The 21103-nt window shown below is 62.0% G+C and carries 23 protein-coding genes, 1 pseudogene and 1 riboswitch; of the genes and pseudogenes, 17 read left to right on the top strand and 7 right to left on the bottom strand.

The annotated features are described in order from the left end of the window. Positions 1-67: 67 nt before the first annotated feature. A complete protein-coding gene (locus HAD_RS17735; protein WP_051595875.1) occupies positions 68-3391 on the top strand; it encodes a PAS domain S-box protein in 3324 nt (1107 codons plus the stop codon). After that, complete coding sequence (locus tag HAD_RS02760) at positions 3391-3750, top strand: response regulator (RefSeq protein ID WP_035569312.1); 360 nt, start codon at positions 3391-3393, stop codon at positions 3748-3750. Before HAD_RS17735 ends, HAD_RS02760 begins: the two co-directional genes overlap by 1 nt. Positions 3751-3752: 2 nt before the next feature. Here the strand turns inward: HAD_RS02760 and pspF are convergent, their stop codons facing one another. Beyond that, positions 3753-4853 (bottom strand): phage shock protein operon transcriptional activator, encoded by a 1101-nt coding sequence (pspF, locus tag HAD_RS02755; RefSeq protein ID WP_051595874.1) that lies wholly within the window; start codon positions 4851-4853, stop codon positions 3753-3755. Positions 4854-5221: 368 nt separating this feature from the next. On the opposite strand from pspF, the gene pspA reads away from it, so the two are divergent. The 4 genes from pspA to HAD_RS02735 all read left to right on the top strand — a co-directional run bounded on the left by pspA (position 5222) and on the right by HAD_RS02735 (position 7010). Continuing rightward, positions 5222-5902, top strand: a complete 681-nt coding sequence (pspA, locus tag HAD_RS02750) for a phage shock protein PspA (RefSeq protein ID WP_035569310.1) — start codon at positions 5222-5224, stop codon at positions 5900-5902. Between the two features lie 114 nt (positions 5903-6016). Further along, the gene (gene pspB / locus HAD_RS02745; protein WP_035569308.1) at positions 6017-6274 is read left to right on the top strand and encodes an envelope stress response membrane protein PspB; all 258 of its coding nucleotides are present in this window, start codon (positions 6017-6019) and stop codon (positions 6272-6274) included. A gap of 10 nt (positions 6275-6284) precedes the next feature. Continuing rightward, positions 6285-6737, top strand: a complete 453-nt coding sequence (pspC, locus tag HAD_RS02740) for an envelope stress response membrane protein PspC (protein ID WP_035569306.1) — start codon at positions 6285-6287, stop codon at positions 6735-6737. 63 nt (positions 6738-6800) lie between these two features. Continuing rightward, entirely contained in the window at positions 6801-7010 is a 210-nt protein-coding gene (locus HAD_RS02735; RefSeq protein ID WP_035569304.1) for a hypothetical protein, read from the top strand. Here HAD_RS02735 and mnmC1 read toward each other — a convergent pair. Further along, positions 6990-8846 carry an FAD-dependent 5-carboxymethylaminomethyl-2-thiouridine(34) oxidoreductase MnmC1 gene (mnmC1, locus tag HAD_RS02730; RefSeq protein WP_035569302.1) on the bottom strand — a complete coding sequence of 619 codons (1857 nt, stop codon included), beginning with the start codon at positions 8844-8846 and terminating at the stop codon, positions 6990-6992. The genes HAD_RS02735 and mnmC1 overlap by 21 nt on opposite strands. Positions 8847-8992: 146 nt before the next feature. Here mnmC1 and HAD_RS18310 point away from each other — a divergent pair, with 146 nt between their 5' ends. The 4 genes from HAD_RS18310 to HAD_RS02715 all read left to right on the top strand — a co-directional run bounded on the left by HAD_RS18310 (position 8993) and on the right by HAD_RS02715 (position 10298). Next, a complete protein-coding gene (locus HAD_RS18310; RefSeq protein ID WP_084331748.1) occupies positions 8993-9169 on the top strand; it encodes a CsbD family protein in 177 nt (58 codons plus the stop codon). A gap of 114 nt (positions 9170-9283) precedes the next feature. After that, the gene (locus HAD_RS02725; RefSeq protein WP_035569300.1) at positions 9284-9571 is read left to right on the top strand and encodes a GNAT family N-acetyltransferase; all 288 of its coding nucleotides are present in this window, start codon (positions 9284-9286) and stop codon (positions 9569-9571) included. Beyond that, positions 9568-9843 (top strand): GNAT family N-acetyltransferase, encoded by a 276-nt coding sequence (locus tag HAD_RS02720; protein ID WP_035569298.1) that lies wholly within the window; start codon positions 9568-9570, stop codon positions 9841-9843. The genes HAD_RS02725 and HAD_RS02720 overlap by 4 nt, the downstream gene beginning before the upstream one ends. Then, a complete protein-coding gene (locus HAD_RS02715; RefSeq protein WP_035571502.1) occupies positions 9840-10298 on the top strand; it encodes a YcgN family cysteine cluster protein in 459 nt (152 codons plus the stop codon). Before HAD_RS02720 ends, HAD_RS02715 begins: the two co-directional genes overlap by 4 nt. A 4-nt stretch (positions 10299-10302) precedes the next feature. On the opposite strand, the gene HAD_RS02710 is transcribed toward HAD_RS02715, so the two are convergent. Next, the gene (locus HAD_RS02710; RefSeq protein WP_035569296.1) at positions 10303-11322 is read right to left on the bottom strand and encodes an aldo/keto reductase; all 1020 of its coding nucleotides are present in this window, start codon (positions 11320-11322) and stop codon (positions 10303-10305) included. A gap of 109 nt (positions 11323-11431) precedes the next feature. On the opposite strand from HAD_RS02710, the gene HAD_RS02705 reads away from it, so the two are divergent. Together HAD_RS02705 and HAD_RS02700 are read left to right on the top strand one after the other, a co-directional pair. Next, positions 11432-12331: a tyrosine recombinase XerC gene (locus HAD_RS02705; RefSeq protein ID WP_035569294.1), complete on the top strand. Its 900-nt coding sequence runs from the start codon at positions 11432-11434 to the stop codon at positions 12329-12331. Between the two features lie 94 nt (positions 12332-12425). After that, positions 12426-12965, top strand: coding sequence for a rhodanese-like domain-containing protein (locus tag HAD_RS02700; RefSeq protein ID WP_084331746.1), 540 nt, complete (start codon positions 12426-12428; stop codon positions 12963-12965). Positions 12966-12992: 27 nt separating this feature from the next. On the opposite strand, the pseudogene HAD_RS02695 reads toward HAD_RS02700, so the two are convergent. Next, positions 12993-13946 (bottom strand): annotated as a pseudogene (locus HAD_RS02695) (NAD(P)H-dependent flavin oxidoreductase); the annotation flags it as partial. Between the two features lie 77 nt (positions 13947-14023). On the opposite strand from HAD_RS02695, the gene HAD_RS02690 reads away from it, so the two are divergent. Continuing rightward, on the top strand, positions 14024-14476 hold the full coding sequence (locus tag HAD_RS02690; RefSeq protein WP_035569292.1) for a GNAT family N-acetyltransferase: 453 nt from the start codon (positions 14024-14026) through the stop codon (positions 14474-14476). Between the two features lie 16 nt (positions 14477-14492). Here the strand turns inward: HAD_RS02690 and rsgA are convergent, their stop codons facing one another. The 3 genes from rsgA to HAD_RS17730 all read right to left on the bottom strand — a co-directional run bounded on the left by rsgA (position 14493) and on the right by HAD_RS17730 (position 17216). Further along, positions 14493-15551: a ribosome small subunit-dependent GTPase A gene (rsgA, locus tag HAD_RS02685; protein ID WP_035569290.1), complete on the bottom strand. Its 1059-nt coding sequence runs from the start codon at positions 15549-15551 to the stop codon at positions 14493-14495. Positions 15552-15887: 336 nt separating this feature from the next. After that, entirely contained in the window at positions 15888-16487 is a 600-nt protein-coding gene (locus HAD_RS02680; RefSeq protein ID WP_035569289.1) for an NAD(P)H-dependent oxidoreductase, read from the bottom strand. A gap of 57 nt (positions 16488-16544) precedes the next feature. Next, positions 16545-17216 (bottom strand): TetR/AcrR family transcriptional regulator, encoded by a 672-nt coding sequence (locus HAD_RS17730; RefSeq protein ID WP_162177462.1) that lies wholly within the window; start codon positions 17214-17216, stop codon positions 16545-16547. 105 nt (positions 17217-17321) lie between these two features. Between HAD_RS17730 and HAD_RS02670 the strand changes: the two genes are divergently transcribed. The 4 genes from HAD_RS02670 to HAD_RS02655 all read left to right on the top strand — a co-directional run bounded on the left by HAD_RS02670 (position 17322) and on the right by HAD_RS02655 (position 21064). Further along, entirely contained in the window at positions 17322-18581 is a 1260-nt protein-coding gene (locus HAD_RS02670) for a cytochrome P450 (protein ID WP_051595872.1), read from the top strand. Between the two features lie 99 nt (positions 18582-18680). Beyond that, positions 18681-18759: riboswitch (SAM riboswitch) on the top strand. 74 nt (positions 18760-18833) lie between these two features. After that, positions 18834-19754, top strand: a complete 921-nt coding sequence (locus HAD_RS02665) for a homoserine O-succinyltransferase (protein ID WP_035569287.1) — start codon at positions 18834-18836, stop codon at positions 19752-19754. Positions 19755-19757: 3 nt separating this feature from the next. Beyond that, on the top strand, positions 19758-20153 hold the full coding sequence (locus HAD_RS02660; protein ID WP_035569286.1) for a bleomycin resistance protein: 396 nt from the start codon (positions 19758-19760) through the stop codon (positions 20151-20153). 17 nt (positions 20154-20170) lie between these two features. After that, on the top strand, positions 20171-21064 hold the full coding sequence (locus HAD_RS02655; protein WP_051595871.1) for a lysophospholipid acyltransferase family protein: 894 nt from the start codon (positions 20171-20173) through the stop codon (positions 21062-21064). Positions 21065-21103: the final 39 nt, after the last annotated feature.

Here is a 21103-nt window from a genome sequence, read left to right as displayed (position 1 = left end):
ACATCTCACCATTCGGGACAAGACAATTGGTGCCGGGTCAAGCAATTCAGATTAAGTGTAGATCTTCATGAACAGGGTCACCGCCAAGCGGATCGATGACGCGTCCCTGCCTCCACTGGATGGGGAGGGGATGACTGATCCGTCGGCTTATGGGGCGGTCGGGATTGCGCATATCGATGCCGAGGGCACCATCCTGCGGTGCAATCTGCGGTTTGCCGAGATGCTGGGCTACACGCCGGAAGAGCTGGCCGGCGTGCACACCGATGCGATCACCGATGCCGATGAAGTCGAGCTGCAGGTCATGCTGTTTCGGGAGATGCTTGCCGGGAAGCGGCGCTCTTTCCAGCTGAACAAGCGCTACATTCACAAGGATGGCAGCATTGTCTGGGCGATCCTGACGGTTGGCTGCGCACGTAATGCGAATGGCGGGGTCGATCATTTCGTCGCCATCATCAGCGACATCACGGAAAAGCATAAAACGTCCCAGGCGCTCGCGGACAGCGAGGCCCGGTTCCGGGCGACATTCGAAAATGCGGCCGTCGGCATGGCGCTTATCGGCCCGGACGGAAATTGGCTGAGGGTGAACCAAAAGGTATGCGATATCGTCGGGTATACGCCTGACGAGCTGATGCAGCTCACCTTTCAGGACCTCACGCATCCCGACGATCTGGATATCGACCTTGAGCTCCTGCAGGATGCCGTCGAAGGCAGGCGCGACAACTACTCCATGGAGAAGCGCTATTTCAGGAAGGACGGCAGCCTTGTCTGGGTCAAACTGACAGTCGGCTGCGTGCGCGCAGTAAATCGCGACGTCGACTATTTCATCTCGGTGATCGAAGACATCACCAGCGACAAGCGCAAGGACGAAGCGCTGCTCAGAAGCGAAGAGCGCTTTCGGGCAACCTTTGAGAATGCCGCCATCGGTATGGCTCAGGTCGCTCCGAACGGGAGGTGGCTGAATGTGAACCGGAAGGTTTGCGAGATCCTTGGCTATTCCGAAGAAGAATTGCGGCATCTTGATTTCCAGTCATTGACGTACCCGGACGACCTTCCGGCGGGCCTCGACATGATGGAGGAAATGTTCGCCGACCAGCGCAGTTCGATGCAGGTGGAAAAGCGCTATATTCACAAGGATGGCCATATCGTCTGGGCGAACCTGTCCGTTGCCTGCGTGCGCAACCAGAAAGGTGAAGTCGACTACATGATTTCGGTCATCGACGACATCACTGAGAAAAGGCAGATGCGCCGCGATCTGACGGAGAGCGAGACGCGCTTCCGCGCTGTCCAGCAGACCATGCCGGACGGTTTTATGCTCTTCAGAAGCATGCGGAATGAAGCGGGCCAGATAGAGGATTTTATTTGCGACTACGGAAACCCGGCGGCCGGCCAGCTATTGTCGATCGAACCGGAGGAAATGTCAGGCCACCGAATGCTGGTGCGGAATTCCCTGAACGTTGATGCCGGATTGTTCGACATCTATTGCGATGTCGTGGATACGGGACAAACGGCGCAAGGGGAGCTCAATTTTCCTTTTCAGGATGGCTCTACCAACTGGTTCCGCTATTCGGTTGTGAAAGTTGATGACGGCTTCGCCGTCGCTTTTTCGGACATCAGTGATGCGAAAAAGTCTGAAGCGCAGCTGCGGGAAAGCGAGGCGCGTTTCAGGGCGGTCCAGCAGACCATGCCGGACGGGTTCATGATTTTCAGCAGCATACGGAATGAAGCTGGAGCGATCGAAGACTTCTATTGCGAATACGGGAACCCCGCGGCCCAGAAGATTTTATCCATCGGGCCGGACGAAATCCCCGGCTACAGGATGCTGGAGCGGGATTCCAACAGTGTGGCGTTCGGCCTGTTCGACATGTATTGCGACGTCGTCGAAACAGGACGCACCGGGCAAGGTGAACTGGAGTTTCCGTTCCGCGACGGTTCCCTCCGCTGGTTCCGGTATTCGATCGTCAAGGTCGATGACGGGTTCGCCGTTGCGTTCTCTGACATCAGCGACGCCAAGGCGGCCGAACTCAGGCTGAAGGAAAACGAGGCGCGTCTCCGGGCGTTTCACCAGACGGCGCCGGACGGATTTACGATTTTCCACAGTATCCGCAATTCATCCGGCGAGATCTCGGATTTCCGGTTTGTCTACGCCAACCCCGCGGCGCAAAAATGGTCGGGTCTCAGCGAGGAGGAGCTCAAGCAATCGACCATGCTGGCTGAATGGTCTGCGCTGAAGTCGACTGGCGTATTCGACAAATATATCGATGTCGTGGAAACGGGAAATCCCTGGCAGGGGGAGTTCTTTTATCCGGGGGAGCGGAGACCGGCCTGGTACTATGTCACAGCGGCAAAAGTCGATGACGGCATAGCGATCTCGTACAAGGATATGACAAGCCAGAAGCAGTCAGAGGAAAAACTTCGGGAGCAGGAAGAGCGGGCACGCGCCATTCTCAACAGCCTGATCTCCTTCGTGACCCTGCTGACACCGGACGGCATTGTGATTGACGTCAACGAGTCTGTCCTGGCGACAGCAAACCTGTCGGCATCCGATGTCATCGGAAAACATTTCTGGGACACGTACTGGTGGTCGCATGATGCCGACGCCCGTGAGGAATTGCGGCGGAGTGTCCTGAAGGCCGCCCAGGGCGCGCGCGTGCGCCATGATACAACTGTCAGGGTATCGGGAGACGAACGGATTTTCGTGGCGAACATGCTTGCCCCGGTTGTTGATGAAGATGGCCTGGTCACCCATGTCGTCGCATCCGGGTTCGACATCTCCGATCGCAAGAAGGCCGAGCAGCACCGGGAAATGCTGGTGGGAGAGCTCAGCCATCGGGTGAAAAACTCGCTGGCCACTGTGCAGACCATCGCTTCGCATACCCTGCGGGAGGCCTCGGACCTTGAATCTTTCCGGGATACGTTTGTGGGCCGGCTCATGGCCATTTCGAAATGTCACGACCTGCTGGTCGATACGACGCGCAGTGATGCCGATATCTCCCAGCTGGTGCGCGACCAGGTGTTGCCCTACGCCCGCGGCGGGCTGGAACGGCAAGTGACAATGTCCGGCCCGCCCCTGGTTCTTGGGCCTGAAGCGGCCCATACTTTCGGTCTGATCCTGCACGAACTGGCCACCAATGCCGCCAAATACGGTGCGCTGTCGACGGAGCGGGGACGGCTCGACATCAGCTGGAAACGTGGCTCGGACCGGGACAGGCTCAGTGCGATCCTGACCTGGGTGGAGACGGGCGGGCCGCCGGTGGCGCCGCCGACGCGCCGCGGATTCGGCAGTGTGCTGATCGAGCAGAGTTTGACGCATTCTCTTGGCGGGGAAGCGGAAATCGAGTATCGCCCGGAAGGCCTTTGGGCGCAGTTCCGGTTTCGGAAAAGAGCTCTGTGATGACTTCTGGCGGTTGTGCAATTCTCCTCGTCGAAGACGAGTTCCTGATTGCGCTGGATGTGCAGATGCGCCTTCAGGAGGCCGGGTACAACGTGCTCGATCCGGTTGCCAGCGTGGAGGAGGCCATGTCGGTTCTGGACAAGACCCCGGTTTGCGCGGCCATTCTGGACATGAATATCCGCGGGTCCACGTCGCTCCCGATCGCTCAGCGCCTTCAGGCCGAAGGCAAACCCTTCATTTTCCTGTCGGGAAACGACACCTATCAACTGCAGGAGAAGTACTCGGATCGTTCGGTGCTGACCAAGCCGATTGATTACGCCCAGTTGATTGGCGAGCTGCGGGAGCTCTGTGGGTTTTAAACTTACATGGCCGGGCGCGGGGGGCCGTTTAAGGGCGTGCCTTCCTCATCGTCCTTCGGTTTGCCGGGCTTCTTTCCGTAATCATGCTTTTTCAGAAGGCCCCGGAACTGGTGGTAAGTCAGGCCGAGGGCATCGGCTGCCTGGCCCTGATGGCCTTTGGCCCAGCTGAGCGCTTCATCGATCAGCCGCATTTCAAACGCCGCGACCTGTGCCTGGAAATCGGCCGTCACCGACGGATCGATCCGCCCGGGAACATGTTCTGGTGCAGAGACGGGGTGCGGGGCCGGGGCCGGCTTGCCGGGAGATGTCCGGGGGCGCCAGGGAGAGTCGAACGGGTCCAGCGCGGCCGGGTCGAAAACGACCGGTTCGCCCGGGGTCATCACCATGGACCGATGCGTGAGACGCTGGGCGAAATTGCGCAACTCCCGCACATTGCCCGGCCAGTCATGGGCCTCAATTGCGGCAATGGCTGAGGGGGCGAAACCGGGAAAGTCCTGACCCATTTCGATGGCCATCCGCCGGGCGAAATGATCCGCCAGCAGGCTGGCATCCCCCCGCCGGGCGCGCAGCGGGGGCAGGGTGATCACATCGAAGGCGAGCCGGTCGAGCAGGTCTGACCTGAACTCCCCGGCGTCTGCCATGGCCGGCAGGTCGGCGTTTGTGGCGGCGATGATGCGCACATTCGTCGTCAGTACGCGCGAGCCACCGAGGCGCTGGAATTCCCCATACTCCACCACCCGCAGCAGTTTTTCCTGAACCTGCTGGGAGGCCGTGGCGATTTCGTCGAGGAAGATGGTGCCGCCATCGGCGAGTTCGAAGCGGCCCTTCCGCTGTTCCGTCGCGCCGGTGAAGGCCCCGCGTTCGTGCCCGAAGAGTTCGGAATCGAGCAGCGTTTCCGACAGCGCCGCACAGTTCACCTTGATGAAGGGGCCTTCCCAGCGCTTCGACAGGAAGTGCAGGCGCTCTCCGATCAGTTCCTTGCCGGTGCCGCGTTCCCCGATCACCAGGATCGGCCGGTCCAGCGTCGCGACGCGGGAAACATGTTCCTGCGCGCTGAGCCAGGCCGGAGCCTCCCCGATGAGTTGTGTGTTTTCACCAATCATGCGGTCAATATAACGAAATCAAAATTGCAAATCGACTAAAAAATTAGTGGAAAAGACCAAAATTGATTTTGTAGTATCGTCCGAAATTATTTTTTACCCATAAAATACAACGCACTACAAAATTAATTTTGGTTTGGCACGGTCCTTGAAATGACAGAAGGGCTCAGAGCGACGGGCGTTGCTCGAAACCAGAAGGACGAAACAGAAAATGGAAGACCGTTACACCCGCACAGAAGCCCGATCGGACACAGGCCGTTTTGGCCGGTGGCTGTCGACCCGATCCGCAGAGACATGGATGTTCTTTGCCGCGGGTGTCTTCCTCGGCGGTTTCTTCTTCTAATCCTCCCCTGACACGAAAGGACACCAAAATGGGTCTGTTCTCCCGCCTCGGTGACATCATCAACTCGAATATCAATTCGATGCTCGACAATGCCGAGAACCCCGAAAAAATCGCGCGCCTGATCATTCAGGAAATGGAAGACACGCTGGTCGAGGTCCGTACCGCGGCTGCCCGTGCCATGGCCGACAAGAAGGAAATGGAACGCGATATCACCCACTTCACCACCGTCCGTGACGACTGGGCCGCCAAGGCCGAACTCGCCATCGACAAGGGCCGTGAAGACCTTGCCCGCGGCGCGCTGGTCGCCAAGCAGAAAGCCGACGCTGAAATCGACCGCCGCAAGAATGCGATGGCCGCAGCCGAGGAAGCTTTCGAAAAGCGCCAGGACGACCTGTCGAAACTTCAGGCCAAGCTGGACGAGGCCAAAGCCAAGCATCGTGCCCTGATGATGCGCCGCGAAGCCGCTGAACAGCGGATCCGCGTCCGCAGCCAGGTCTATGACGGCCGGGTCGACGAAGCGCTTGCCCGCTACGGCAATATCGAGCGCAAGGTCGACGAGATGGAAGCCTATGCTGACCAGATCCGCGGTTCCGAGCCGACTCTTGAAGCCCAGTTCGCTGCGCTTGAGCAGGACGAAAGCATCGAGAAGGAACTCGCCGCGCTGAAGGCAAAGCGGACCAAGTCTTCATCCAAGAAGTCGGAGGGCTGATCACATGCTGTTTTCGCTCGCCTGCCTTGCCGGCTTCCTGACGGTGGTCTGCACACCCGGACTGGTCGCGCTGGAACTTGAAGACCGCCGCGCCAAGAAGAATGAGGTCGCCTGATGCCTGAGGAAGTTTTCGCCATTGCCATCGTCAGCATCATCTTCATCGGCTTTCCCGCCGTGATGTTTCACTACATCACGCAGTGGCGGAAGCAGAAGACCCTGATGCCTGACGATGAGCGGATAATGGAAGACCTCTGGCGTTCGGCCAAGGCGATGGAACGCCGGATCGAAACGCTGGAACGCCTGCTCGAAGCAGGGGATGCGGAGGAAACCCGTCCGCCGCCCCGCCGCTCCCGCCCCACTTTTGACGACTAAGGAAAAATCAATGCCCCGCCATTCCCGCCCATACCGCGATGCCGTCCACGGCGAAGACCGGAACTATGGCTCTCCCAATCCCAAGCGTTTCTACCGCTCCCGCGAAGACAAGGTCATCGCCGGTGTCTGCGGTGGTCTCGCCGAACGTTTTGGCTGGGAGCCGATCCTGGTCCGTGTCCTGGCCGTGCTGGCCTTCTTCTTCGTGATGGGACCGCTCGCGCTGATCGCCTATGTGACCATCTGGATGATCACGCCGCGCACCCCTTTTGGCCGCGCGGCGATCTCGCCGGATGAAGACGCCTTCTGGCGTAACGTCTCCGATCGCCCGCGCGTCACATTCGGCAATCTCAAATACACCTTCATGGACCTCGACGAACGTCTTCGGGATATCGAGCGCAAGGTCACGTCAGACGAATGGCGCCTGCGCAAGGAATTCCGGGATCTCGAACAGGGCAATAACTGATCCGCATACCAATAACGAACGGCGGCAATATCAACTGACAGACTCCGGTAAAGGAACGGAACAATGAGCAAGGGGACCTTTCTGACGAACAACTGGCTGATCTTCGCGGTGACGCTGATTGTCGTAGTCGCAATGGTCGGGTTTTCACTGATGCAGGGCCATATGGCTTTCCAGATGGCGGGGCTGGAACTGTCCTTCACTCCGCATGAGGATGGCGGCCTTCGCCTGGCGGTGATCCGCACGGCTGACGCCTTACGCGCGACCTCGTTTTAGCGCACGCAACAGCAGGCGCGCCGGGGCCACGGCCTCCAGCGCGGACCGGCTGGCCGGGGCAGGGGCGCCGCAGAGGCGGGCGGCGAGCACCGACCCGGCCCAGGGCCCCCAGGTGAACCCGCGGGCGCCAAAGCCGGATGAAACAAAAACTCGATCCAGCAATGGGGCGTCCGCATCGGCCGGGCGCCCTTTTCGCATTCCGGCAAAGGTTTCGAGAAAGGCGTCATGATCGGGGGCCGCGCCGATCAGCGGCAGGCGGTCGGCCGTCGTGGCCCGCAGGCTGGCGCGGGAGGCGATGTCGGTGCTCCGTGTGTCGCGGATCCAGTAGGGCGAGAGCGCCTCGACGCCTTTCAGGTTTTCTTCGCGGGCCGCATCCGATGTGAATGGTGTGGTCTCTGGCGCGACCTTGTCGAAGGTTGCGCCCCAGAGGCGGCGCGTCCCGCAGGCAAGGGCATATGTGCCGCTCGCCATGGCGAAAGGCGGGGCGCCCGCCGGTCCGTCGGTGAAGTCGACCTGGCCCATGCGGGCCTCAAGGCCCAGCCAGGGCAACAGCGCCCCGGCCGCCATGCCATTGGCGAGGACAATCGCATCGAACGCCCGGCCATTCACTGTGCGGCTGGCAAGATCCACATCCGGCCGCGCGCCATAGTGCTGTTCCACCCCGGCCAGCAGGGACGGGAGCAGTTTTGCCGGTTCGACGATCAGGGCCCGCTTGTGCAACAGGCCGCCCCCGGCCAGCGCTTCCAGATCTTCGAGCGGCAGGGGCGGGTCGGCCAGCAGTTTTTCAAACCGGGCCGTTTCCGCGTCATCCTTCGGCACTTGCCGCACGTCGGTTTCGGTCACGCCGGGACGGCCGCGATAGGTCTGCCGGGCCGCGAGATAGGCGTCGACCAGCAGGCGGGCCTGCGCCGTGTCGCCGGCATCGAGGCGCGGCATCACAAGGCCCATCGGATTTCCGCTGCCGCCGCTGGCCGGGCCATCTGCCGGATCGAAAATGACCGGCTCGGCGCCCAGCTGTTTCAGGGCGTGGGCCGCGCTCGCCCCGGCGATGCCTGCGCCGAGAATGGCGACGCGGTTTGCCCGGGGCAGGGGGCGGCTGAGGCCGAAAACATCCGGTTCGGGCGCGGGCGGGGTGGCGAGGCGTGCCTCCAGCCGCTCCCGTTTACGGCCATGCCCGGGCGCTTTGGCCACGGAAAAGCCTGCGTCCGCCAATCCACGCCGCACGGCGCCTGCCACGGTGAAGGTGGCGGCCGGCGCACCCGGAACGCTGCGTTCACTTACCCATTTGAACAGGTCCGGCGCCCACATGGCTTCATTCTTCGCGGGGCTGAACCCGTCGAGAAACCAGGCATCGGCATGGTAAACGCTGTCTGGAAAAGACTCTGCAATATCAGCGAGGTGGAGGGTGAGCGACACCCCGTCTTCGGGCCAGATAAAATGGCGTACGCCGCGTACAGGGCCGGGCCAGACCGCGATCAGCCGGTCTGACAGGCCTGCCAGCTCCGGCCAGGCCGACAGGGCGCGTGCGGCGTCCTCACGGGCCAGCGGAAAGCCCTCATAGCTCACAAAATGCAGGAAAGCCGTCGGAGACGGCCGGGTCTGGCGCCAGAGATCCCACGCCGCAAGGAAGTTCAGCCCCGTGCCGAAGCCGGTTTCCGCGATCGTGAAGCTTTCGCGCCCGCTCCAGCCCTCCGGCAGGCCGCATCCGGCAAGGAAAACCGCCCGTGTTTCGGCCAACCCGTCCCCGGCGGTGAAGTAGACATCGCCAGCGGCCCGGGCGACCGGCGTGCCGTCTTCCTTCCAGTCGATTTCGGGCTGTGTCAGCAGGCGGCTCATGGGCAGGTGGCCTAGCCTCGCGCGCGCGTATTGAACAGGGGGCGGCGCAGGTCTTTCGAACAATCTGAAAGAATCTCGGACCTTTTGCGGTCCCCGCACGTTGATTGAGTGACCGCACAAACGCGGCAGACCAAAGGAGACGCATTATGGACAAGGAACATGTGAAAGGCGCCGCCAAGAAGGCCGAAGGGACGCTCAAGGAAGCGACCGGCAAGGCCGTCGGCGACAAGAGCCTGGAAATGAAAGGCAAGATGGACAAGGCCGAAGGCGAAGTCCGCGATAAAGTCGGCGATGCGAAGGATGCTGTCGACAAGGCGTCGTAAGAACGCCCAGACAAGCCAGCAAGCCGTCCGGAGATCCCGGGCGGCTTTCGCTTGCCTGGAAGGCCTTCGCTTCCCAGATAGAGCCAGGTATGAGCCGTGAAGCAGGAGACGAGCATGGACGCGTTCGACATCCGGAAAGAAGACGGAGAAACAGGCGGGCGCTATGTCACCGTCGTCGACGGCCATGAAGCCGAGATGACCTATTCGAAGGCAGGCACATCCCGCATCATCATCGACCATACCGGTGTGCCGAAAGCACTTGGCGGGCGCGGCGTGGGCGTGGCACTTGTGCAGCGCGCCGTTGAAGACGCCCGCGCGGCGGGCCTGAAGATCATCCCCCTCTGCCCCTTTGCGAAGGCGCAGATCGAGAAACACAAGGAATGGCAGGACATTCTGGCATGAGCGAGATCACCCACGACCAAAACATGATGCGATACTCATATTTCGAGAACGGTATTGAGGCCTATCTCACTTATGAGCGCCCGAGCGCTGGCCAGGTTCACATTACGCACACGATCGTGCCGGGGCCGCTCGGCGGCCGTGGTCTTGGCAAGCGCCTCGTCGAAGCGGCCATGGCCGATGTGATCGCCAGCGGTGAAACCGTCTCGTCCAGCTGCTGGTTTGCGACCGCGCTGATCGAAAAGACACCCGAATGGTCGGCCGCGCAGGCATGAGCACGCCGTTCTGGAAGCAGAAGACGCTGGAACAGATGTCGCCGGAGGAGTGGGAGTCGCTTTGCGACGGCTGCGCCAAGTGCTGTCTTTTGAAACTGGAAGACGAGGACACGGGCGAGATCGCCTACACGAAACTGCATTGCCGTTTGCTGGACGGGCAGGCCTGCGCCTGCATGGACTATGAGAACCGCAAGAAGATCGTCGAGGATTGCGTGATCCTGACCCCGCAGAAAGTGGCGGAGATCAAATGGATGCCGCGCACCTGCGCCTACCGCCTCGTGCTGGAAGGCAAGGATTTGCCGGACTGGCACTATCTTGTCTGCGGCGACAGGAACCGCGTGCACACCACCGGGAACTCCGTCCGGGGCCGGACCGTGTCCGAAGACACGGTCTTCGACGAAGACCTCGAAGACTGGGAAGAGTGGATCGTCGACTGGGAAGGTAACGCGCCTTAGAGGCTCAGCCCTTCAGGCTGACCTTCACATCGAAGGGCGGTGCCATTTCGAGGCCGACGACTTCGTGCGGCACATAAGGTGCCTCCAGCCGCGCGATTTCCTCATCGCTGAGTTTCAGCTCCGTCGCCGCAACGGCATCCTCTAGGTGGCCCATCTTCGTGGCGCCGATGATGGGGGAGGTGATGACGGGCTTGTGCAGCAGCCAGGCCATGGCGACCTGCGCACGCGGCACGCCGCGTTCCTTCGCGATCCCGGCCACCGTTTCCACAACCTTCTTGTCGGCCTCGACAGCCTTTGTGTAGAGCAGGCCCTGCACGCGGTCGGTCTCGGACCGTTCGGTCGTCTCATCCCAGTCGCGCGTCAGGCGCCCGCGGGCGAGCGGGCTCCACGGCATGACGGCGACGCCTTCGGACGCGCAATAGGGCAGCATCTCGCGCTCTTCCTCGCGATAGAGCAGGTTTACATAGTTCTGCATGCTGACAAATTGTGTCCAACCGTTCGCCTTCGCTGTCACCTGCATCTTCTGGAACTGCCAGGCCCACATGGAGGAGGCGCCGATATAGCGCGCCTTGCCGGCTTTCACGATGTCGTGCAGCGCCTCCATCGTTTCCTCGATGGGCGTTGTCGGGTCGAAACGGTGAATCTGGAAGAGATCCACATAATCCGTGCCGAGGCGGGAAAGGCTGTCATCAATGGCGGCGAACAGGGATTTGCGCGACAGGCCCATCGTGTTCGGCGCAAGGCGCCAGGGGAAGTGGGCCTTGGTGGCAATCACGATCTCGTCCCGATAGGCGAAATCCTTCAGCGCCCGGCCGATAATCTCCTCGGAGGATCCGCCGGAATACATGTTCGCTGTGTCGAAGAAATTGAAGCCGAGTTCCACGGCTCGGCGGATCAGCGGGCGGCTTGCGTCTTCGGTCAGAGACCAGGGGTGCTGGCCCCGGTCCGGCTCGCCGAAACTCATGCAGCCGAGGCAGAGGCGGGAGACTTTCAGGCCCGTATTTCCGAAATTCACATAGTCCATGATGCATCCTCCTGCCTGTCGTTCCGGCAAAAGATAGGGGCAACCCGGCCTGATTGCGACTGTGCCGGTCAAAAACGTCTCCTTAAGGCGCCCATGGCAGACTGGATGGATGGAAACCCTGCCCGCCTTCGTCGACTATCTCGCCAATGAACGCCGCATGGCAGCAAAGACGGTGGACGCCTACCGGTCAGACCTCGCGGAATTTTTCAATTTCCTGCGCCATCATATGGGGGAGGAGCCGACCCCGAAGCTGCTGGGTGAGCTGAAGGCGCGGGATATCCGTGCCCATATTGCCCAGCGCCGCCGCGATGGCCTGTCGGACGCTTCGGTCGCCCGACTACTGTCCTCGATCAAGGCGCTGTACCGCTGGCTGAACCGGGCGTTCGACATCGAGAATGCGGAAGTGGCCTATCTGCAGGGGCCGAAGCGCCCGGCGCGGTTGCCGCGCCCGGTGTCTGCCGAAGCCGCGAAGGACATGATCAACGAGGCCGCCGACGATCCGGATGTCGCGCCGTGGATCAATGCCCGCGATGCGGCCGTGCTGTCGCTGCTCTATGGCGCGGGACTTCGTATTTCCGAAGCGCTCAGCCTGACCGGGGCGGACGTCCCGGCGCCCGAACGCCTGCGGATCACCGGAAAGGGCGGCAAGGTGCGGATCGTGCCGCTGATTCCCGCCGTGCGCGACGCCATCAATTTCTATGCGGAACAGTGCCCTTACGCCCTGACACGGACGCAGCCCCTGTTCCGGGGCGCGAAGGGCGGCGCGCTGAACCCGCGCCTGATCCAGGGACTGGTGCAGCGCCTGCGCGGCCTGCTGGGGCTGCCAGACACGGCGACGCCGCACGCCCTGCGCCACGCTTTTGCGACGCACCTGCTGGCGGCGGGGGCAGACCTCCGTGCCATCCAGACGCTGCTCGGACACGCCTCGCTGTCGACCACGCAGGTCTATACCGGCGTCGATGCCAGCCGCCTTCGCGAAGTGCACGCATCGGCGCATCCACGGGCCTGAGAGACCGAAATCTCCCCATGACGGGCCTGTCATGCCCATTTTCCTGCCTCAATTGCGAGCGATGGTTCACAAAACAGGTATTGGGAGACACGTCATGGGCGTGAAACGGAACACCGTCATCGGCATCCTGACAATTGCAACCTTTATCGGCTGCGGCCTTGCGGCCAGTGCGCAGGTGCCTGACGCGCCGGAACGCGACTCCTTCATCGACTATGACGGCTTCCTCGGGGTCTCCGAAGAAGTGGCGGCCTACCGCCAGCAGCATCTCGTCTCTCTCGTGGATTTCAACGAGATGAAAGACGATCCCGATACGATCATACTCGATTCCCGCAGCGCCGAAGCCTTCGCCATGGGCCACATAGACGGCGCGATCAATGTGAACTTCTCCGACTTCACCGATGAGAAGCTCGCCGCCGCGATCCCGTCAAAGGACACGCGCATCCTGATCTACTGCAACAATAATTTCGAAGACGATGTCGCCCCCGTCGTGCTGAAGAGCGCGCCGCTGGCCCTCAACGTGCCGACCTTCATCAATTTATACGGCTATGGATACCGGAACGTCTTTGAGCTGAAGGGCATGCATTCGCTGGAGGATCCGGAGATCCACTGGGTCAGCGACCTGCAAGCCCCCTAGGCTTAGGCCCCCTCGGTTCAGGGCCCCTTAGCGGGGCAGGGCATCCACGACGCGGTGATATTCTGCGATCGTTTCCTCGAAAATCTGCGCAATCGGTTTCACCTCCTTGATGCGGCCCGCGACCTGCCCGGTCAGCGCGATACCGGCTTCAAGATTGCCGCCGAAATAAACGTCCTGCGTTCCGGCAAATTCGCCGAAGATATTGTCGACGCCTTCCTTCTGGATGCGGTCCGTCCGCTCCGTGCGCAATGCGCGCAGGGCCGGGCCGGGGCCGGTGCGGTTCAGGAACACCGTGTCGGTGGAATCGGCGCCAACAATCGCGTCCTTCCAGTTCTGGTGCACCGGGCTCTCTTCGGAGGAGAGGATGCGCGTGCCCATCAGCACGCCTTCCGCGCCGAGGCAGAAGGCCGCCGCCATGGTGCGCCCGTCCATGATGCCGCCGGCCGCCACGACCGGCACGTCCACGGCCTCGCAGACCTGCGGGATCAGCACCATGCTGGCGACATCCTTCGGGTTCTTGAAGCCGCCGCCTTCGCCGCCCTCCACGATCAGCCCATCGACGCCTGCCTCGATCGCCCGCATCGCGCCCTGAAGCGACGGCACCACGTGGAACACGGTCAGGCCCGCCTCTTTCAGCATGCTGGTATATTTCATCGGGTCGCCGGCCGATGTGGTGACGAATTTGATGCCCTGATCGATGACGAACTGGACGATGTCCGGATCGCGGACAAAGGCCTGCGCCACGTTCACGCCGAACGGCTTGTCCGTCAGCGTTTTCATCTTCTTGATCTCTTCGCGCACGGCATCGAGATCGCCGGACGAGGTTTCGATAATGCCCATGCCGCCCGCGTTTGAGACTGCGGAAGACAGGTGCGACCGGGCGATCCAGCCCATGGCGGCCTGGATGATCGGTTTTTCGATGCCCAGCATTTCGGTGATGCGGGTCTGGACGGGCTTTGCGCTCATATTTGTTTCCTCCTGTGGGCAGAGAAGGCGGGAACGGCCCGGCCTGCAAGCCCTTGCCTAGCGTCACCGCACAATTGCGTTAGATTGCCCCCATGATTCTGCGCGAACCGAAATCCGATGAACTCGCCGCCCTGTCCGGCCTCTGCCTGCGCTCCAAGGCGCATTGGGGCTATTCCGGCGACATGCTGAAAGCCTTTGAGGGCGAATTGACCGTTACCCCGCAGGATCTGGCCGATGATGCGATCATGCTGGCCGAGGACAAGCGGGGCGTGGCGGGCGTCGTGCAGCTGTCCAAACAGGGCGAGGATGCCGTGCTGGAGAAGCTGTTCGTGGAGCCTGACCGGCTGGGCGAGGGGACGGGCAAGCTGCTCTATGTCTGGGCCTGCCGGGTCGCGCGGGAAAACGGCGCCAGGAATCTGCTGATCGATTCAGACCCTGACGCCGCCGGTTTCTACGAAGGTCTCGGCGCCGTGCGCAGCGGCACGGTCAAATCCGGCTCCATTCCGGGCCGGACTTTGCCGCACCTCGTGCATCCGCTGGGCTAGCCCCAGGCGGCGGCACCTACTTCCAGTCACCTTTCCGCTTATGCTGCACGGTCGAGCGCACCATCTTGCCGAAGGCCTTGTCGCTGGCGCGCCGCTGGGCAAGCGTCTGCGAATTGAACGCTTCTTCGGCCACGAGCTTGCGCCAGCGGCCGAGCCGTTGCGCGTCCAGCGTGCCCGCGTCGATCGCGGCCTGCACGGCGCAGCCGGGTTCGCTCTCATGTGCGCAGTCCGAGAACCGGCAGGTGTGCGCCAGCCCGGCGATGTCTTCAAAGACATCGTCAATGCCGGCAGACGCATCCGTCAGCTGCAGTTCCCGCATTCCGGGCGTGTCGATCAGCCAGCCCCCCTCATGAAGGCGATGCAGGGCGCGGCCGGTTGTCGTGTGCCGGCCCTTGGCGTCGTCGTCGCGGATTGATTGCGTGGCGGCCGCCGCGCCCGTCAGGGTGTTGATGAGCGTCGATTTCCCCACGCCGGACGAGCCCATGAGGGCGACGGTCTGGCCTTTGCCGCACCAGGCCCGTACCGGGCCAAGGCTGTCCGGCTCGAGCGCATTGACCGTCTCCACCAGAAGGCCGGGCTGAAGGCGGCGGGCTTCGGCGGCGAAATCCTCCGGCGCCGGTGCCAGGTCGCTCTTGGTCAGGACGACCACCGGCTGAACGCCGGCCTCCTTTGCCAGCACCAGATAGCGTTCGATCCGGGCCAGATTGAAGTCCTGGTTGCACGACGAGACAATGAACAGCGTGTCCACATTTGCCGCGATCAGCTGGAGCTTGCGCCCCGTACCGGGGGCCCGCCGCTTGAACAGGCTGGTCCGTTCAAGCAAGCGGATGGGGCGCAGGGTTTCGCGGTCGATCAGCAGCCAGTCGCCGACCGTCGGATAGTCTTCCTCGGATTGGGCATCGGGCATGTGCGAGGGGATCGACGCATCGACACCGTCGCCCAGGACGGCCAGCTGGCCGCGATGGACCGCCATGACACGGACCGGGCACAAGGCGGACAATTCGTCGAATGTGGTTTGGGCGTTGAAGAAGGGGGTCCAGCCAAGCGCGGCCAGATCTGCGGATTGGAAAGTCATTGTGGTTCACCAGTCATCCTGCGCGCGGCTAGTCAGCGGCGCGCAATATCAACAGGCGCCGCGATGGGCGCCAGCTACATGGCTGGATGTGATGCGGTAAATCCTGACACGCGCAGCCACTGGCTGCGCCGGTCTGCCCTCCTCGTGAGAGGCGTCAGGTTACGTGGTCATTCCAGCCTGTTCTGGCACAACGACACTCATAAAAATCCGCCTTTCTTCAAAATGCTTCAGAGGTGGATGTAGGCGTGATGGACATCCCCGGCAAGAGCGGGGCTTGCGATCACATGGCGGCGTAGCCGGCCACTGCACAATGGGCCGCCACAGGACCGGGCCGTCTTATGTTCTGAGCGGCGCGGCGTGGGCGTTCAGGTGCGCGTCGAACCGGTCGAGGTCTGCGTCGATCTGAGGGGCCTTGCTGACATCATGTGCGGCGAAGGTGGGCAAAGGTGTCAGGGCGAAGAAGGCAAAATTGATATGCACCGGGGCCAGCAACTCATCGAGGCTGCGGCCCGCGAACAGGTCTTGGCCGGGGTCATCGAACGCGGTGCGGGGTGCATTCATCGTGACCGACAACATGTAGTGTTTGCCCTGGAGTTTCCCGCCGGAGCCGTATTGCCGCGCGGGGTCTTTCCGGCTCCGTCCATCCCCCCGGGCAAGGCGCCCATCCATGCCGGCGGTATATACTTCATCGAGGTAGCGTTTCAGTGACCAGGGCAAGCCCATCGAGTTCAGCGGGAACTGTATGAGGATGAGATCTGCCCAGAGCTGGTTTTCCACCTCAAGGTCTGTGTCCCAAGGCTCAGCAGTCCGGACCTCTCGCACCGCTGCGCCGCGTGCCTCGAAGTGCGCCTTAGCGCGGTCGCAGAAAGCCCGGTTCAGCCGCCCCGGGGAGGTGGGAAAAGGCTGGTGGCCGTTGATCAGAAGTATTGATTTCACGCGGAGGGTAAAACACGTCACCCCCGGCAAGGCAATGCCGCCGTCAATCCGGGGTTTCTACGGCGCTTTTTTCCGAACGTCATGCACGGCAGGTTCCAGGCCGAGCAGGATGTTGAACACCTGGCGGCTGGACGCGACGCGGCCCTGAAGTCCGCCCGCGCGTGACAGGGCAAGCCCTTCGGCCACGGCGATCAGTGTACCGCTATATGTGTCGAGATCCATCACCGGCTTCGTGCCCTTGATCCGGAAGACTTCGGCGAACAGGCGCTGGAGGGCTTCGCGGTGACGGCCAACGATATCGGTGAAGCCTGCGGCGAGTTGCAGATTGCGCCGGGATTCAAGTTGCAGCTCGACGCCGAGGACGGCCAGGCCGGATCCGATCTCCGACTCCGGATTGTCCAGCTCGTCCAGCAAGCCGTTCAGAAGGTCATTGAGCTGTTCCGGCCGTGCACGTGCCTTCTCCAGAAGGGTTTCCAGAAACTCGATCTGGCGGAACAGGCCATCCGACAGAAGTTCAAGGAACAAGTCCTCCTTGCTGGCAAAGTGCGTATACACCGCCCCTTTGGTGTAACCGACTTCCGCCGCGATCTGGTCCAGCGATGCGCCGCCATAACCCTCTCGGGCAAACACGTTTTTCGCGGCAGACAGGAGGGCCGCGCGCGTGCGCGCCTTGGCTTCAGAGCGGGTCAGGCGTGGCTTCAGGGGCAGGTCTGCATCGGTCGTGGTCATACGGTTTTCCGAATCGAAAGTCATTGACATACTGGCTAGTATCCAAATACTGATGGGTATGTAAACCCCGCCAAGACGGGGATCGGGAGACATTGGAGGAACCCCATGGCCGACACGCAAGCCCTTGAAAGATCAATGGAACCGGCGGAAACCATCGCGCTGGAAGACATCGATGTCAGCCAGCCTGAATTGTGGCGCACCGATTCCCATTGGCCTTATTTTGCGCGCCTGCGCCGCGATGCGCCGGTGCATTACTGCAAAAACGGAATGTTCGGCCCCTACTGGTCCGTGACCACCTGGAACGACATCATGGCGGTGGATACCAATCACAAGGTGTTCTCGTCCGAAGCGTCGCTTGGCGGCATCACCATTCTCGACCAGCAGTCCGATGTCGAATTGCCGATGTTCATCGCCATGGACCCGCCCACACACGACGTTCAGCGCCTCACCGTCAGCCCGATCGTCTCGCCGGCCAATCTCTCCCGGATGGAGCCGCTGATCCGCGAGCGCGCCACGAAGATCCTCGACAATCTGCCGGAAGGGGAGGCGTTCGACTGGGTCGACCGGGTGTCGATCGAGCTGACGACGCAGATGCTGGCGACCCTGTTCGACTTCCCGTTCGAGGAGCGCCGCAAGCTGACCCATTGGTCGGATGTGGCAACCACGATTCCGGCCCCCGGCATGCTGGTCGAGACGGTTGAGGAGAAAACCGCCGAACTGATGCAGTGCCTGACGGAATTTACGGACCTCTGGAACCAGCGGGTCAACGAGCCACCGAAGGGAGACCTGGTATCAATGCTGGCGCATGGCGAAGCCACGCGGAACATGAGCCCCCAGGAATATCTCGGAAATCTCGTCCTGCTCATCGTCGGCGGCAATGACACGACCCGGAACAGCATTTCCGGCAGCGTCTATGCGCTCAACAAATTCCCTTCGGAATTCGACAAGCTGCGCGCCGATCCGGGCCTGATCCCGTCCATGGTGTCCGAGACGATCCGCTGGCAGACGCCGCTGGCACATATGCGCCGTACAGCGACGGAAGACACGGAAATCGGCGGCCAGAAAATCCGCAAAGGCGAAAAGGTCATCATGTGGTACGTTTCCGGCAACCGCGACGAGTCGGTGATTGATCAACCGGATCGCTACATCATTGACCGCGAACGCCCGCGTCAGCACCTCTCATTCGGGTTCGGCATCCACCGCTGCGTCGGCAATCGCCTGGCAGAAATGCAGCTGCGCGTGATCTGGGAAGAAATCCTCAAGCGGTTCGAGACGATCGAACTGGTCGAGGAGCCGGAACGTGTGCCATCGCCTTTCGTGAAGGGCTACCAACGGATGAATGTGCGGGTGACGCGGAAAAAGTGATCTCTCTCGCAGGGCGGGCGTTTCAGCGTCTTCCTTTGGGCTGGCGCTGAGGCGGCCTGTCAGGTCTGCCTCTTGCCCCCAGCCACGTCCGGCGCTACATGCGCTGTTCGTGGTGATTTGGCCGGCCGGCTTGCAGCCACGTAAAACAAGTCGCTAAAAGGGCCGCGCGCAGGAAGACCATTTCGCCCCGCGCTCCCTTTTTCCCTTGTTTTCAGGTCTCAAGCTGGCTGAACAAGTCGAGAGTGTTGCCCCGTGCCGATCAAGATTCCGGACGCCCTGCCTGCCCGTGAAACCCTTCTCAAAGAGGGTGTCGCGGTGATGCAGGAATCCGAAGCCGCCCGCCAGGATATCCGCCCCTTGCAGATCGGCCTGCTCAACCTGATGCCGAACAAGGTCCGCACCGAGACACAGATTGCGCGCCTGCTGGGCGCCTCGCCCCTGCAGATCGAACTGTCGCTGATCCGCATCGGCAATCACACGCCGAAGAATACCTCGCAGGATCACCTGATCAGTTTCTACAACACCTGGGAACAGGTGGCAGACCGCAAGTTCGACGGCTTCATCGTCACCGGCGCCCCGGTCGAGCAGCTGGATTTCGAAGACGTGACCTATTGGGACGAGTTGACCTGCATCTTCGACTGGACCCGGACGAATGTGCATTCGAACCTGTTCATCTGCTGGGGCGCGATGGCGGCGGCCTGGCATTTCCACAAACTGCCGAAATACCAGCTGGCAAAGAAGGCTTTCGGCATCTACCGCCAGCGCAACCTCGCCCCGGCCTCGCCTTATCTGAACGGCTTCTCGGACGACTTCCTGATCCCGGTCTCCCGCTGGACCGAAGTGCATGCCGAAGACGTGCTCGCCCGGCCGGAGCTGGACATGCTGGTCGACTGCCCGGCCACGGGGCCGAGCCTGCTGGAACACGCGCCCAGCCGCAGCGTCTTCATGTTCAACCATGTCGAATATGACTCGTTCTCCCTGAAGGAAGAATATGAGCGCGACGTGGCCGCCGGCAGCGACATCGCCATTCCGCACAATTACTTCCCGGACGATGACCCCACCCGCAAACCGCTGAACCGCTGGCGCAGCCATGCGCATCTCCTGTTCGGCAACTGGATCAACCAGGTCTATCAGTCCACGCCCTACGATCACGCCCGGATCGGGCAGGGGTAAGCCATGGCCGCTGCGCTCGTCCCTGAACTCTATGTCAGCGATCTTGCGCGGAGCCTCGACTTCTATTGCGGCGCGCTCGGCTTTTCCGTCGTCTACCAGCGCCCGGAAGAACGCTTCGCCTATCTCGAACGGGCAGGGGCAGAGCTGATGCTGGAGGAGCCTGTCGGGCGTACCTGGCTCGCCGGGCCGCTGGAGGCGCCTTATGGCCGGGGCGTGAACTTTCAGATTGAGGTGGAGGATGCCGCGGCCCTGCGCGATGCGGCCCTCGCCGCCGGGGCGCCGCTGGTCCTGGACCTCGAAGAGAAGACCTATCTGCGCGACGATGAGCCCATTCGCGTGCGTCAATGCGTGGTGCAGGATCCGGACGGTTATCTTCTTCGCTTTTCGGAATTGCTGTGACGGCGTAGGACTAGGCGATGATTCCCGCCCCTTCGCCTGCGCCGGAACTCTCCTACGCGTCCTATTTCGAGGATCCGGTGAAGCGCCGCCTTGTGCGCGTCGTGGAGCGGTTTTCCGGCCAGCCGCACCTGAAAAAGCTGTACGAGCACTACCGCGACCACCTCGCCCATGACGTGCCTTTCTTCGAGGCGGCGATCCGGCTGCTGGACCTTGATGTCCAGTTTTCCGCGTCGCGCCTTGCCGACATCCCGAAGGACGGCCCGCTGGTCGTGGTGGCGAACCACCCTTTCGGCGTGCTGGACGGACTGGTCATCTGCTGGCTGGTCAGCCTGCGCCGGCCGGATTTCCGGGTGCTGACAAACTCCGCGCTCGATGGCGTGCCGGAGGCGCGGGATTATTTGCTGCGCGTCGACTTCTCCGGCACGCGCGAGGCCCTGGCTGCCAATGTGGCCATGCGGAAGGCGGCGCTGGACCATATCAAGGATGGCGGCTGCGTGATCGTCTTTCCCTCGGGCGGGGTTGCCACGACGCCGCGTCCGTTTGACCGCACGGCGGTGGATGACGAGTGGAAGCCTTTCACCTCGAAACTCATCACCCATGGCAACGCCTCGGTCACGCCCATCTATTTCGACGGCCAGAATTCGCGCCTGTTCCAGATGGCGAGCCATTTGTCGCTGGAGCTGCGCCTTGCGCTCGTCTTCCGCGAAGTGCGCCGGCGCATGGGCAAGTCCCTGCGGGTCGAGATCGGGCAGACGCTGTCGCCGGACGACCTCGCCGCCGCCGGCAAGCGGCGCGGCCTGATGGAATTTCTCCGAGAGCGGACCTATGAACTCGCCGGCCCCGCCCAGCACGCCCGCCTCGCGCGGGCCGGCATCCGCTTCCAGCAGAAGAAACCGAAAGTCTACCGTTGATCCCGCCGGCGACATTCCGGAAGATCTCACCAGAAAGAA

It is taken from the genome of Hyphomonas adhaerens MHS-3 (assembly GCF_000685235.1).
Taxonomy (GTDB): Bacteria; Pseudomonadota; Alphaproteobacteria; order Caulobacterales; family Hyphomonadaceae; genus Hyphomonas; species Hyphomonas adhaerens.
Note: the sequence above shows the minus strand (reverse complement) of the source record. Positions and strands in the feature narration are given on the sequence as shown.

Bases quoted from the DNA above. Each gene is read 5' to 3' on its own strand.
- HAD_RS17735 (WP_051595875.1), top strand. From the start codon at position 68: ATGAACAGGGTCACCGCCAAGCGGATCGATGACGCGTCCCTGCCTCCA.
- HAD_RS02760 (WP_035569312.1), top strand. From the start codon at position 3,391: ATGACTTCTGGCGGTTGTGCAATTCTCCTCGTCGAAGACGAGTTCCTG.
- pspF (WP_051595874.1), bottom strand. From the start codon at position 4,853: ATGATTGGTGAAAACACACAACTCATCGGGGAGGCTCCGGCCTGGCTC.
- pspA (WP_035569310.1), top strand. From the start codon at position 5,222: ATGGGTCTGTTCTCCCGCCTCGGTGACATCATCAACTCGAATATCAAT.
- pspB (WP_035569308.1), top strand. From the start codon at position 6,017: ATGCCTGAGGAAGTTTTCGCCATTGCCATCGTCAGCATCATCTTCATC.
- pspC (WP_035569306.1), top strand. From the start codon at position 6,285: ATGCCCCGCCATTCCCGCCCATACCGCGATGCCGTCCACGGCGAAGAC.
- HAD_RS02735 (WP_035569304.1), top strand. From the start codon at position 6,801: ATGAGCAAGGGGACCTTTCTGACGAACAACTGGCTGATCTTCGCGGTG.
- mnmC1 (WP_035569302.1), bottom strand. From the start codon at position 8,846: ATGAGCCGCCTGCTGACACAGCCCGAAATCGACTGGAAGGAAGACGGC.
- HAD_RS18310 (WP_084331748.1), top strand. From the start codon at position 8,993: ATGGACAAGGAACATGTGAAAGGCGCCGCCAAGAAGGCCGAAGGGACG.
- HAD_RS02725 (WP_035569300.1), top strand. From the start codon at position 9,284: ATGGACGCGTTCGACATCCGGAAAGAAGACGGAGAAACAGGCGGGCGC.
- HAD_RS02720 (WP_035569298.1), top strand. From the start codon at position 9,568: ATGAGCGAGATCACCCACGACCAAAACATGATGCGATACTCATATTTC.
- HAD_RS02715 (WP_035571502.1), top strand. From the start codon at position 9,840: ATGAGCACGCCGTTCTGGAAGCAGAAGACGCTGGAACAGATGTCGCCG.
- HAD_RS02710 (WP_035569296.1), bottom strand. From the start codon at position 11,322: ATGGACTATGTGAATTTCGGAAATACGGGCCTGAAAGTCTCCCGCCTC.
- HAD_RS02705 (WP_035569294.1), top strand. From the start codon at position 11,432: ATGGAAACCCTGCCCGCCTTCGTCGACTATCTCGCCAATGAACGCCGC.
- HAD_RS02700 (WP_084331746.1), top strand. From the start codon at position 12,426: ATGGGCGTGAAACGGAACACCGTCATCGGCATCCTGACAATTGCAACC.
- HAD_RS02690 (WP_035569292.1), top strand. From the start codon at position 14,024: ATGATTCTGCGCGAACCGAAATCCGATGAACTCGCCGCCCTGTCCGGC.
- rsgA (WP_035569290.1), bottom strand. From the start codon at position 15,551: ATGACTTTCCAATCCGCAGATCTGGCCGCGCTTGGCTGGACCCCCTTC.
- HAD_RS17730 (WP_162177462.1), bottom strand. From the start codon at position 17,216: ATGACCACGACCGATGCAGACCTGCCCCTGAAGCCACGCCTGACCCGC.
- HAD_RS02670 (WP_051595872.1), top strand. From the start codon at position 17,322: ATGGCCGACACGCAAGCCCTTGAAAGATCAATGGAACCGGCGGAAACC.
- HAD_RS02660 (WP_035569286.1), top strand. From the start codon at position 19,758: ATGGCCGCTGCGCTCGTCCCTGAACTCTATGTCAGCGATCTTGCGCGG.
- HAD_RS02655 (WP_051595871.1), top strand. From the start codon at position 20,171: ATGATTCCCGCCCCTTCGCCTGCGCCGGAACTCTCCTACGCGTCCTAT.